The sequence below is a fragment of the Virgibacillus sp. 6R genome, from assembly GCF_001895305.1.
In the GTDB taxonomy this organism is placed as follows: Bacteria; Bacillota; Bacilli; order Bacillales; family Amphibacillaceae; genus Virgibacillus; species Virgibacillus pantothenticus.
In genome coordinates this window covers 904,041-917,387 of record NZ_CP017762.1, presented here as the reverse complement: position 1 = coordinate 917,387, position 13,347 = coordinate 904,041, and the positions used below count along the sequence as shown (strand labels likewise).

6 protein-coding genes are annotated in these 13,347 nt (G+C 38.6%); 4 read left to right on the top strand and 2 right to left on the bottom strand.

Annotated features, from left to right (window positions below; translation table 11 throughout):
• Positions 1-499: 499 nt before the first annotated feature.
• From BKP57_RS04275 to BKP57_RS04265, 3 genes are all read left to right on the top strand, one after another.
• Positions 500-3,355: a 2-oxoglutarate dehydrogenase E1 component gene (locus tag BKP57_RS04275; protein WP_050350192.1), complete on the top strand. Its 2,856-nt coding sequence runs from the start codon at positions 500-502 to the stop codon at positions 3,353-3,355.
• Positions 3,348-4,613: a 2-oxoglutarate dehydrogenase complex dihydrolipoyllysine-residue succinyltransferase gene (gene odhB / locus BKP57_RS04270; RefSeq protein ID WP_050350193.1), complete on the top strand. Its 1,266-nt coding sequence runs from the start codon at positions 3,348-3,350 to the stop codon at positions 4,611-4,613. The genes BKP57_RS04275 and odhB overlap by 8 nt, the downstream gene beginning before the upstream one ends.
• 694 nt (positions 4,614-5,307) lie before the next feature.
• Positions 5,308-6,495, top strand: coding sequence for a NupC/NupG family nucleoside CNT transporter (locus BKP57_RS04265; RefSeq protein ID WP_050350195.1), 1,188 nt, complete (start codon positions 5,308-5,310; stop codon positions 6,493-6,495).
• A gap of 498 nt (positions 6,496-6,993) precedes the next feature.
• Here the strand turns inward: BKP57_RS04265 and BKP57_RS04260 are convergent, their stop codons facing one another.
• Positions 6,994-8,361: an MATE family efflux transporter gene (locus BKP57_RS04260; protein WP_072741037.1), complete on the bottom strand. Its 1,368-nt coding sequence runs from the start codon at positions 8,359-8,361 to the stop codon at positions 6,994-6,996.
• 547 nt (positions 8,362-8,908) lie between these two features.
• Here BKP57_RS04260 and BKP57_RS04255 point away from each other — a divergent pair.
• Positions 8,909-9,979 (top strand): undecaprenyldiphospho-muramoylpentapeptide beta-N-acetylglucosaminyltransferase, encoded by a 1,071-nt coding sequence (locus BKP57_RS04255; RefSeq protein ID WP_072741036.1) that lies wholly within the window; start codon positions 8,909-8,911, stop codon positions 9,977-9,979.
• 67 nt (positions 9,980-10,046) lie between these two features.
• Here BKP57_RS04255 and BKP57_RS04250 read toward each other — a convergent pair whose 3' ends face one another.
• Complete coding sequence (locus tag BKP57_RS04250) at positions 10,047-13,211, bottom strand: MMPL family transporter (RefSeq protein ID WP_072741035.1); 3,165 nt, start codon at positions 13,209-13,211, stop codon at positions 10,047-10,049.
• Positions 13,212-13,347: the final 136 nt, after the last annotated feature.

Here is a 13,347-nt window from a genome sequence, read left to right as displayed (position 1 = left end):
TGTAAATCATATACATGCAGCAACAACTGGACAGAAATCATTACAAAAGATAACCAAATTATCCCGTATATAAGGTGCTGTATGTCTCCCACTTCAGGAGTTGGATAATCTGTACAAAACAAAATCTAAGTGGGGGATAACAGCACCTAACTCCCCGATTCGTTCACCTAACAATCAATGGGCGATGAATGAAAACCCCACTGATTGAAGATTCATTTTATCTTTAGTTGATTCGTTCCATTCGCTACGTTGCTAAACGGGCGCTTGCGCCTTTGTTCACTATGTAAAATAAAGAAAAATTACCATAGATTTGAAATCTGCCTTTGTTTGATGAATCATTTGAAAATTTAAATTATATACAAGGTTGGAACAGCCTGTTGTATCCACTAATAAAATAGGGTATATTAGTTGAAGTAATTGGTAGTCAGTTCTATAATGAACATTGAATAATGTATACCGTTTCATACGGATAACGTAACTTCTAATGGGGGTATAAAAGGTGGCACAAAATGAAGAATCCAATGAGCGATTCTGGTCAGAATTTCATGGTCCAAACATGGGGTATGTAGAAGAGCAATATGATTTATACAAAGCGGATCCAGAGGCAGTAGATCCATCCATTAAAAAGATGTTCGATGAGCATGGAGCCCCTCAATGGTTATCCCAAGCAAATGTTTCAGTTGGAGCAGAGGCTCAAGCAACATCTATAGATGATGTAAAAAAACTCACCTCAGCAATGAAACTTGTTGAGGCTATTCGACGTTTTGGACATTTGGAAGCTGATATATATCCAATCAGACGTAATGAACGAACGTCAAATTTAGTGCAAGCTGAAAGCTATGGACTGACAGAGGAAGACTTGGCAAGCATTCCGGCTTCTTGGTTATGGGATAAAGCTCCTAATCATGTAGAAAATGGATTAGATGTAGTGAAAGAGTTAAAAAAGTATTATTCTGGTACGATTACGTTTGAATTTGATCATCTGAACAATGAAGAAGAACGCAATTGGTTATTGGATTTAATTGAATCCGGTAAGGCAAGATTGAATCTTTCGAATGTCGAAAAAATGGAGTTGCTAGATCGTCTTGCTCAAGTAGAAGGTTTTGAAGGATTTTTACAAAAGACCTTCGTTGGTCAAAAACGATTTTCAATTGAAGGTTTAGAAGCAATGGTTCCAATGCTAGATCAAATTGTAAAAAATGCAAGCGCGGACAAAGTAGAAAATATTATGATGGGAATGGCTCATCGTGGACGGCTTGCTGTCTTAGCACATATTCTTGGAAAGCCATATGATAAGATATTCTCAGAATTTCACCATTCGCCAAATAAAGAATTGATTCCTTCTGAAGGATCAACAGGCATTAATTATGGCTGGACAGGTGATGTGAAATATCACTTCGGAGCAACGAAAGAGCCTGATGGAGAAGAGGGAACGACACGTATTCGTTTAGCTCACAACCCATCACATTTAGAATTTGTAAACCCGGTTGTAGAAGGATTTGCTCGTGCGGCGCAAGATTACCGTTACGAAAGAGGCTATCCAAAGCAGGATATGAATAAAGCTATTCCCGTTTTGATCCATGGGGATGCTGCATTTATTGGTGAAGGGGTAGTCGCAGAAACATTGAATCTAAGTGGTCTTCCAGGCTATACAACTGGTGGTTCTTTGCACATTATTGCAAATAATTTGCTAGGATACACGACAGAGCAAGAAGAGGGTCGTTCCACACGATACGCAAGTGATCTGGCTAAAGGTTTTGAAATTCCAATTATTCATGTGAATGCTGATGATCCTATTGCGTGTATTTCAGCAATTCAAATTGCATACGAGTATCGCCAGAAATTCCATAAAGATTTTCTGATTGATTTAGTTGGGTATCGCCGCTATGGTCATAACGAAATGGATGAACCACGTATGACCCAGCCTGGCCTATACAAATTAATTGACAATCACCCTTCTGTGTCTCAAGTATTTGCAAAAGACTTGGAGGAAAAAGGAATTATAAATGATGGTCAACTGAAAGAAATGAAGCAAAAAACAGAGTCCAAATTACGTGATATTTATAATAATATGAAAGAAAATGAAACCGGTGATTGTGAACCGAAACCAATGCCAAAGGCTCTGAAAAATGGGTTGGAGCAGTTCGAAACAGCAATAGACTTGGAAACTTTAAAATCATTAAATAAAGGTTTATTAAAACGCCCGGAAGGATTTAATAGTAATAGAAAGCTAGAACGTATTTTAAAGCGACGTGAAAATGCATTTCAAGATGGGGAAAAAGCGGATTGGGGAACTGGTGAGGCATTAGCGTATGCTTCGATTCTACGAGATGGCATTCCAATTCGATTAACGGGGCAAGATTCAGAAAGAGGAACGTTTGCTCATCGTCATCTCGTGTTACACGATGTAGAAACGGATGAAAAGTTTTGCCCCATGCATATTTTAGATGAGGCAAAAGCTTCTTTTGATATCCGAAACAGCCCGTTGTCTGAAGCAGGTGTGTTAGGCTATGAGTATGGGTATAGCGTAGAAGCCACGAATACACTTGTTATTTGGGAAGCGCAATTTGGTGATTTTGCTAACGCTGCTCAAGTCGTGTTTGACCAATTTATTTCTTCTTCTCGAGCTAAGTGGGGAGAAAAGTCCAATATGGTAATGTTACTTCCTCATGGTTATGAGGGGCAAGGTCCTGAGCATTCCAGTGCCCGCTTGGAACGTTTTTTACAAATGGCAGCAGAAAATAACTGGATTGTGGCATATGTTACTTCTTCTGCACAATTTTTCCATTTGCTACGTCGTCAGGCTGCACTTCGAAATCGCGAAGAGGCTAGACCATTAATCATTATGACTCCAAAAAGCAGTTTAATTCGTAATCAACGTATTGCATCACCTGCAGAAGAATTTACGACTGGTAAATTTCTTGCTTTACGAGATCAGCCAAATCTAAAAGTAAGCAAGAAAAACGCTAAACGCTTACTTATCGGTAGCGGTAAAATCATGGTAGATATTGAAGAAGAAATGGCACAATCGGGAGAAAAGTATGATTGGCTTCGTGCACTGAGATTAGAGCAAATTTATCCGTTTCCAAAAGAACAATTGGCTAAAGAAATAAAACAGCTGCCAAATTTGGAGGAAATTGTTTGGGTACAAGAAGAACCCAAAAATATGGGTTCATGGGATTTTGTTGACGATTATTTAAGAGATCTACTAAAGGAAGGACAAACCTTGCGTTATATTGGACGTCCAGATCGTTCGTCACCAGCAGTAGGTGAACCAAATGTGCATAAAACAGAGCAGAAGCAAATTATTCAGGAAGCAATAGCCCCATCACAAGGAGGAGATTCTAATGAATGAAATTAAAGTACCAGAACTAGCTGAATCTATTACTGAAGGAACCATTGCTGAATGGTTGGTTAAAAAAGGGGATAAGGTTGAAAAAGGCGATCCAATTGTTGAATTAGAAACAGATAAAGTGAATGTAGAAGTGAACTCAGAATATTCTGGTGTGATTACAGAAATTATTCAAGAGGAAGGCGATGACGTAGAAGTTGGCGATGTCATTGCAAAAATTGACGAAAACGCAGAAGCTGGAAGTGCTGATGCTGAATCAGCTCCAGCTGAGACAAAAGAAGAAAAGCAAGCAGAACAGCCGAAAGAGCCTTCTAAACAAGAGACTAAGGAAGAAACGAAAGAAGAGTCAGGTGAAGAGACAACAACAAGTGGTGACGTAATCGCCTCTCCAGCTGCCAGAAAGCGTGCTAGAGAGCTAAATATTGATTTACGTAAGGTAAGCCCACGTGATCCACTTGGCCGTATTCGCCCTGAGGATGTAGAAGCGGCTTCAAAAGATGCAGCGAAACCGACAAAACCAAAAGAGGAGAAGAAGCCTGCTGAAAAAACAGAATTTGATAAGCCGGTTGAACGGATTAAAATGTCTCGCCGTCGTCAAACGATTGCTAAGCGTCTAGTTGAAGTACAACAAGAAGCAGCAATGCTTACGACATTTAACGAAGTGGACTTAACAAATGTAATGAAGCTACGCAGCGAACGTAAAGAAAAATTCATTGAAAAACACGGTGTGAAGTTAGGCTTCATGTCCTTCTTTACAAAAGCAGTTGTTGGAGCATTAAAAGATTTTCCACTGCTTAATGCAGAAATCCAAGGCAATGAAATAGTAATGAAGAAATTCTATGACATTGGGATTGCAGTTTCTACAGAAGAAGGCTTAGTAGTACCTGTAGTGCGAGATGCAGATCGTCTTGATTTCGCTGGGGTGGAAAAAGAGATTGGTAATCTAAGTAAGAAAGCTCGAGACAAGAAACTTACAATGAGTGATTTACAAGGTGGCTCCTTTACAATTACGAACGGTGGAACATTTGGTTCCATGCTTTCCACTCCGATCTTAAATGCGCCTCAAGTTGGTATTTTAGGCATGCATAATATTCAAAAACGTGCCGTCGTAATGCCAGATGACAGCATTGAAGTACGCCCTATGATGTATTTGGCGTTATCTTATGACCATCGCATAGTAGATGGAAAGGAAGCAGTACAATTTCTTGTGCGTGTAAAACAATTACTGGAAGATCCTTACGACCTCCTTTTAGAAGGATAAAAAAATAAACGATTTACAACCCCCTGTTTTTTAGAAACAGGGGTTTTTTGGTTGTATAGGAACTGATATGGGTATTAAGTGGAAAGTCGCCGAAGTTCACAATTGCCAGCGCATTTAAAATGTATTTACTTTGAAGAGTTGTGAGTAATAAATTAAAATATACAGCTGCCGTTAAATAATTGATTAGTCAAAGAAAAATGAGGGAATCATATCTCCAAAGTGCTTATCAAAAATTTTCCTGACATTGAGGAGCCCTCCACTTTAAGCGTTGAAGACGATTCAAATAGGAAATAACGGCTAGCTAAATTCCTAATTTGCATGGGGAAGGCAGGATGGTAACCTGAGGAGACGTTACACGCAGAAAAAAGCGTTCTTCTTTTTTCAAGGTCAAGAAAAGCTACATCAGCAACGCGTAGCAACGGAAAAATGTTTTTTCAGTTTCAAGGGTGCTTGCAATTTAAGCCTTTAATCTTTTCAAGCAGGAAAACTCCTACAAAATGAAGTTCCATTTTAATGAGGTTAATATCCATTATATGTTTGTTAACTATGTAATTTATTTGCAGAATTTTTAGTTAAATCTATGAATATTTTGAATTTGACAGAAAAAACAATCACTTGCATGACGTCAGACATCTTGCTAAAATAAACGTAGAAGAAATTATGAAAACAGTTACAAAATAGGGAGGAAACCATCTTGGGTATACTGTTAGGTTTGGTTGCCATTGTCATTGTACTTGGACTAGCATTTTTAATGTCGAATGATAAGAAAAACATTAATTACAAAGCAATCGGCATTATGTTAGTTTTTCAGATTTTAATTACTTTGTTTATGTTTAAAACAGAGATAGGACAAGCAGTAATTAAAGGTATTTCAGCTGGTTTCAATAAATTAATCGAATTCGGTACGAAAGGGATTAATTTTGTTGTTGGTGGATTTGTGTTAGAAGATAGCGGAGTCTTTTTCTTTAACGTTCTATTATTAATTGTATTTTTTGCTACCCTACTTTCTGTTCTGACATATTTGAAAATTTTGCCACCTATTATTAAATATTTGGGCGCGTTAATTTCAAAAGTAACGGGTCTTCCCCGCGTGGAATCTTTTAACGCAGTAAACAGTATCTTTTTCGGTCAATCGGAAGCTTTGATTGCCATTCGCTCTCAGTTTCATCATTTGAACGCAAATCGGCTTTACATTGTAAGTGCTTCCGCAATGGGTTCTGTTTCTGCTTCTATTGTTGGTGCTTATTTGCAAATGCTTCCACCAGAATATGTACTTGTTGCACTTCCTTTAAATATGTTCAGTGCTTTAATGGTAGCGTCTGTGATTGCGCCTGTTAACGTACCGAAGGAAGAAGATATTGTCGATATTAAAGATGTAAGTAAAGATAAAAGTCTTTTTGAGGCAATGGGTAACGGTGCACTAGAAGGTGGTAAAATTGCACTTATTGTTGCTGCTATGCTGATTGCATTTATTGCTTCACTAGAGTTGGTTAATTGGTTGATTCAATTTGTTTTTGCAGGAATAACCTTACAAGATATATTAGGCTATGTTTTGGCCCCAATCGGTTTATTAATGGGAATTTCACCAGGCGAAGTTATCCAAGCTGGTTCTATCATGGGTACGAAAATTGTTACAAATGAATTTGTTGCAATGCTAGAATTCCAACAAATCATGGGCGGAATGTCTGAAAAAACAGTCGGTATTGTTACTGTATTCCTAACAAGCTTTGCTAACTTCTCTTCTATTGGTATTATTGCTGGTACTGTAAAGGGAATTGATGAGGAAAAAGCTGTCAGCGTATCTGGTTTTGGAATGAAACTTCTAATTGGAGCAACGTTAGCTTCTATCCTATCTGCTTCTGTAGTAGGAATGTTCCTATAATATGGGAAGTCGCCGAGGATCACAGTGAAACCGCCAGTTCACTCTTATTAATCTTGAAATAATAAAAAACTGTCCTAAGCTTAGTCATAGGACAGTTTTTTTATTGTATAGGAACCTATAAAATTAGGTGCTTGTAGTATAAAGAAATAACCAAATAGCCACGTCCGGCGCATGAGCCCAGCAACGATGCGACTTTAGAAATGCGCCCTACGATAAGGCCTCATCCGTTCGTCGCAAAGAGGAAGGCCGACTAAAAACGGGCTTGCCGCTCAGGCGTCGGCATACCCCTGTTTTTAGTGGCATGATTCCTAAAATCTTTAGTTGATTCGTTCCATTCGCTACGTTGCTAAACGGGCGCCCCGCGCCTTTGTTCATGCTCACATGATTTTTTACGGAGCTGGATGAAGTTCTCCAATAGAGGTGATAGATAGGATCTGCTTGTAAGGTTCGCTATGATTTCGCTGTGAATCTACTAAAAACAGTCTGGTATGATGGCAATTATCTAGTCTTGGTTAATTGTGAATGTTTATATTTACGTTGTAAGTAAAGCAGACGAGCTAATAATGCAATTGCACCGCAGGATAAACCGGTAATAATTCCGACCCAATATCCAAACGGCTCCAATGCGGTGAAATTAGCTAACAGCCAACCAACCGGCAGACCGATCACCCAATAAGAGATTAAGGCCATCATTAACGTAACATGTACATCTTTGTAACCTCGGAGAGCTCCTTGGATGGGTGCACCGAACGCATCAGCTAGCTGAAAGAAACAGGCGTAGATAAGAAACTGTTTCGTCAAATCAATTACTTTCGGATTGGAATTATAAAGCAACGCGACCCAATCTCTAGTAAAATAAATAACCAAACCCGCAAACAATGCAATAAAAATGCCTCCGCTAATTCCAATATATCCGTACGCACGCGCGTGATCATAGCGTTTTGCGCCAACTTCAAAGCCGATGGCGATCGTTAATGCCATACCGACGCTAAGCGGGATCATATATAAAAGAGAAGCAAAGTTCATTGCTGCTTGGTGTGCAGCAATCGTATACGTGCTATATACACTCATTAATAGTGTAACAGCGGAAAAAATACTCGTTTCAAAAAACATAGCTGCACCAATCGGAATGCCGATTTTCAATTGCTCCCACCATTCTTGAAAAGAAGGTCTGATCCAATAAGAAAGAACCGAGAAGTTCCGAAATGGGTGTAGTCGATAAATGACTATAAGAGCAATAAGGCACACGAGCCAGTAAGTTATCGAGGTCGCAATTCCTGCACCAATCCCACCATAAGCAGGCAAGCCAAATTTACCAAAAATAAACATATAGTTAAAAGTAACATTTAATGGTAAAGACAGCAAAATAATAAACATGGATATGCGTGTTTGACCAAGTGCATCGATGAAACTCCGTAATGTATTAAAAATAAATAACGGAACGATACCTGTACTAAGTCCTACTAAATAAAATTTTGCTGTATGCTCAACGTCACTTTCCAGATCCATCATATGCAAGACAGGGTTAAGAAGTAAGGCTCCAAACACAAAGACTAGAACGGCTAGTGCAATCGAAAGGTACAAAGCCTGTTTCACTTTTTTAGTAATTTGTTCTTCAGACTTTGCTCCCATTAATTGAGCGATAATCGGAGTAATAGCTAATAAAATGCCATTTATCCCTGTGAAAATAGGAACCCATAAGCTTGAGCCGATTGCCACTCCAGCTAGATCTGCAGCGCCGGCACGCCCCGACATCATCGTATCGAAAATATTCATTAAATACATACTCACTTGTGTAACTAGAATAGGAATTAAAATAACCGCAAATAGCTTTAATTTTTCGCTTAAACTTGTTGTCATATACATACGAATTCTCTTCCTTTTTCATGTAATTTTTATTAGGATAGAGGAGGGCGTTTAAAAAGTTTGCTGAAAATGACACATGGAAGGGTATGTTAGTTTTTATTTTTTTCACTAGTTGTCATTCTGCACTTTTATCCCTATATAAGGTGCTGTAAGACTTCCGCTTCAAGATTTGTAGTCGGTATAAAAAAAGCCTAAGCGGGAGAAAATGGCACCTCACTTCCCAATTCTCTCGGGAAGTTAAGATGTCGATAGAAAGTGTTTTTCTTTGTTCTAGAAAAAAACACTTCGGAAGCGATACCTCACATGCAGAAAAAATGCTTTCTTATTTAAACGACAAGGAAATCTACGTTAGCGATGCATCGCACGCAGAAAAAATGTTTTCTCTTTTTCCAGGGACATAAGTCTTTAGCCTTTGTTCTACTTTAATCAGTAGAAGATGGAGAAAACCCCTGCTGCAAGTAGTTTTCACTTTACTCTCTTTTTTGTGCACATATAAGAGTCATTATAACGCTTTATGAGACAGTTGGAAAGGAAGGACGTTAGCTTTATGACAGAAAAACGTATTTTATTTACAGGCGGTGGTACCGCTGGGCATGTGATTGTTAATTTAGCATTAATTCCATACTATCAGGAACAGGGTTGGGAAATCGATTATATCGGTTCGAAAACAGGAATCGAACGTAAACTGATTGAAAAATTGCAGGGTGTAACCTACTATCCCATTTCTACTGGGAAATTACGTCGCTATGCTTCTGTAGAAAATATAAAGGACCCTTTTAAAGTGTTAAAAGGCACACTGCAAGCAGTGAATATTATTAGAAAGCGCAAACCAAAGCTTATTTTTTCAAAAGGAGGCTTTGTGTCTGTACCTGTTCTGTTAGCATCGAAATTGACAGCTGTGCCCGCCGTGATTCACGAATCCGATTATACACCAGGTTTAGCCAATAAAATTGCGATGCCTTTTGCTAAAAAAGTGCTAGCAACTTTTCCGGAGACGATGAAATATCTTCCGAAAAAAAAATCCGAATATGTTGGCGCTGTGATTCGAGATGAGCTTTTTCAAGGGAATAAGGAGCGTGGTCTTGCCATATCCGGCTTAGATAAGCAAAAGCCTGTTCTGCTTATTATGGGAGGGAGTGGGGGATCACAAAAAATTAACGAAACAGTTCGCCAAAGTTTGCCAGAATTACTTTCTAACTTTCAAATCATTCATATTTGTGGAGAAGGGAAAGTAGATAGCACTGTGAATCAACAAGGATATGTCCAATTTGAATATGTCCATGATGAGTTGAAAGATATATTTGCTGCTAGTGACTTTATTCTCTCGCGGGCAGGGGCGAATGCAATATTTGAATTTTTGGCTTTACGAAAACCGATGTTACTTATCCCATTATCACGCCAAGCGAGTCGTGGTGATCAAATTGTTAATGCTAGATCTTTTGCCCAAAAGCGCTATGCTCGTGTGCTGGAGGAAGAAGCTTTAACAGTGAACACATTGGTACAAGAGCTTGAACAATTGCGAGAACAAGCTCCGATTATGGTCGATACGATGAGAGAATATCGTACGGAGGAAGCTCGAGAACGAGTTATAGCTATTTTGGAAGATGTTTCTAAATAAATGATTACATGAAGAAAGCGACTGCTATTAAATGTGAGGCAGTCGCTTTTTTCACGTAGATATACGATTATTTTTGTTGGTTCATGCGCTTTTTAAATGGCCACCAATTGTGCTTACCAAACAAACGGACCATGACTGGAATAAGCAGTGGAAGCACAATAAATGCATATAAGAATAAACCTGTTAAAACAACTGTAGCAACTTGTAATAATGAAAGGACACCAGAAGGAAGCATCGCTCCAAATGTTCCGCCAAGGATAATGGCTGCTGATATAACGACCGTCCCCATATTTTTCATCGAATGAATCAAAGCTTCTTTAATTTGGATTTCTTTATATTCATTAAAACGATCCATTAAGAAAATACTATAGTCAATTCCAAGAGCCATTAACATAACAAAGGAAAAGAAAGGAATTGCCCATGTTAAACCATCATACTCAAATATTTGAGTGAAAATGAGCTCTGCAAATCCCATAGAAGTAAAATAGGTTAGTATGAGTGAGCCGATTAAATAGATTGGCATAATGGCAGAGCGGAGTAAAAAGATCAGCATGATAAATAATCCACTTAACATAATGGCAACCGTACGGGAATAATCCTCATTGGAAACATTTTGCAAATCATTATTCAAACTACTAACTCCACCAATATGGGCCTGACTATCTGCAAAAATGGTATTATTGCTAGCCCGATCGGCAGCTTCTTTGATTTGATCTACCATATGAATGGCTTCTGTAGAATACGGATTTTGATCAATTAACACATCAAATTTAACAATCGATTTATCTTCGGAAAGATATAGCTCAGTTCCTTCCATAAAGTCCTCGTTGTCCAAAGCTTGCTCTGGAATAATAACGACTGGATTACTATCTTTTGTATTAATTTCACCTAAATAGCCTTTGACTTCTGTTAATCCATTATCGATTTCCTGTAAGCCATCAGAAGCATCGGTAAGACCACCGGTTAATTCGTCTAATTGTCCTTGCATATCATGAAAGGCAGTTTTTAATTCTTCCTGTCCGCCGTAAAGTTGAGATAATCCTTCTTGAAGTGATGGAATATTGTTATTCACCTGCGCTTGCCCGTCAGCAGCTTGATTCAATCCTGCTTGTAATTGCTCGATAGCCTTAATCAGCTCACCAATACAGCTGGCTAATTGCTCTTGACCAGAAATCGATTCCTGCAAGCCACTATTTAATTGATCTAACGGTGCAATTACTTGTTGTTCTAACTGTGTCTGTGCATCAGATAACTGACTCAGCTGCTTTTTCATTTCCTGAACGCCAGCAATAACACCGTTAATGCTTTGAATGGAACCTTCGTGAGCTTTGATGTAACGCTCATCCTTTTGTAACTGTGGGTTCGATTGAATCGCTAACTGATGCATTGTTGTTATAGCTTGCTTTGAACCCTCTAATGTCTCAACCATAGTATCCAACTGTGCAGCATCGATTTCTCCTGTACCAAACCCTTTTAACCCTTTGGCAATACCTTCGTAGCCTTCGAGTAATTGTTTATTGGCAGATACAGTTTGATCCAGATTATCTTTTATCGTTTGCAGGTTGCTTTTAATTTCTCCCGCACCCTTTGAACCAGACTCGATGCCCTGTTGAATTTCAGTTAATGCTGTACGAAGTCCGCCAACACCGCTTTTCGCCTCTTCTGTCCCTAGTAGCAATTGATCGACACCAGATTGCGCCTCGTCAAGTTGTGGCGTAGCATCTTTTAATTGGGAAGCGGCATCACGCAGCCCTTTTTCAATTTCTTCGATACCATCTGTGCTTTGACCAATGCCACTGGCTAGTTGATTTGTCTGTTCATCTACAAGGAAATCAGGAATGACATCACCAGCAGGTCTTGTAGCGCTTCGTACTTGATTCACCCCTCCTTGCTCAGCTAATTCTTTAGTGATTGTAGCGATGGCTTGAAAGTCTGCTACTGAATCAATTTTTTCATCTTCTAACTGATAAACCACCGTCATCGGCATCGTTTGACTAGGATTAAAGCTATCTGCAATCCAATTGAAACCAATTTTAGAACCGTAATCATCGCCGATCTCATCAAGCGAATCATAGGATTTATCGCCGTTATAGCTGATTAACAGAGGTACGGTTATGATGGCTACAATCAGCAAGGAAACAAATGGTCTTGACCAGGAAAACATTCCTGCAGTTTTCCACAATTTACTTTCTTTATGTTCCACATTTTTATCAAAAGGCCAAAATAACTTTTTCCCTAGAACAACTAAAAAGAACGGAACTAAAGTGGCCAAAGCTATCAAAACAACTGCAACGCCAATAGCTACTGCTACAGCAGATTGATAGAGTGAAAAGGTCGATAACCCAATTGTCGAAAATCCAATTAAGACAGCTAAACCAGCGAATAGAATTGTTTTTCCGCCAGACTTATATGTTTTTACAACTGCTTCTTTGATCGATTCATGATGTTGAATTTCTTCTTTGAATCTACTAATTAATAAAATACAATAATCGGTTCCGATACCGAACATAACTGCGACCATAAAAATTTGCGTGAATGTAGATATTGGAAAATCTAAACTATCCGCTAAGATGGCTACGATACCTTGTGCTGCTAGATAGCTAATTCCAATTGTTAATAATGGAATGAAAGGTGCGACTAATGATTTAAATACAATAAACAAGATAACTAAAATTAATCCAACGGTAATAATTTCCGTTTTCTTTAATCCCTCTTCGGAATTCGTAATAATATCTTGTTCAATATATTGCTCGCCTGTTAAATGATGATCAACTGGGACATCTTCGACAGCTTGTAAAATTTTCGTTCGGGAGTCTAAAATTTCTTGGTTTTCTAAGGAAACCTGAAAAGGTACAAGGATCGTCGTACCATCTTCTGAGACGGTTTGTTTTTCAATGGTTGGATCTTCTGTAAAATCAAGAATGTCAGATACTCCCAATTTATCCTGTTTGTTTTTTAAAGTAGTAATCCCATCTGCAATAATATCTCGATCTTCCTCTGTCAGTCCATCTTCTTCATGAAAAACAAGTACAGCGCTTGTCATATTCTCAGAGGATGGCGACATAGCGTCCAGCAATTCCTGCGCTTCTTGGGACGGTGACCCTTCAGGAACTGTTATTTGCCCTTTTTCCCGGACAAGGTCTTGTAAATTAGGTGCTAATAAGAAAAGTGCTGTCGCGGCAACAATCCATAATACGGCTATGCACCAACGAAAGCGAATAATCTGCCTCACATATACCACTCCTTTTGGGTAGATATTGATGCATTGTTAACGAACTAAACATGAAAAACATAAGTAAAATATGGTTCAGGATAACAAGTGTTCTATAAAAAGTTGAACTATCATTCTTGAATATTGCTGTATGGAT

Excerpts from the sequence above, each read along its gene's own strand:
- odhB (WP_050350193.1), top strand. The coding sequence starts at position 3,348 with ATGAATGAAATTAAAGTACCAGAACTAGCTGAATCTATTACTGAAGGA.
- BKP57_RS04260 (WP_072741037.1), bottom strand. The coding sequence starts at position 8,361 with ATGTATATGACAACAAGTTTAAGCGAAAAATTAAAGCTATTTGCGGTT.
- BKP57_RS04255 (WP_072741036.1), top strand. The coding sequence starts at position 8,909 with ATGACAGAAAAACGTATTTTATTTACAGGCGGTGGTACCGCTGGGCAT.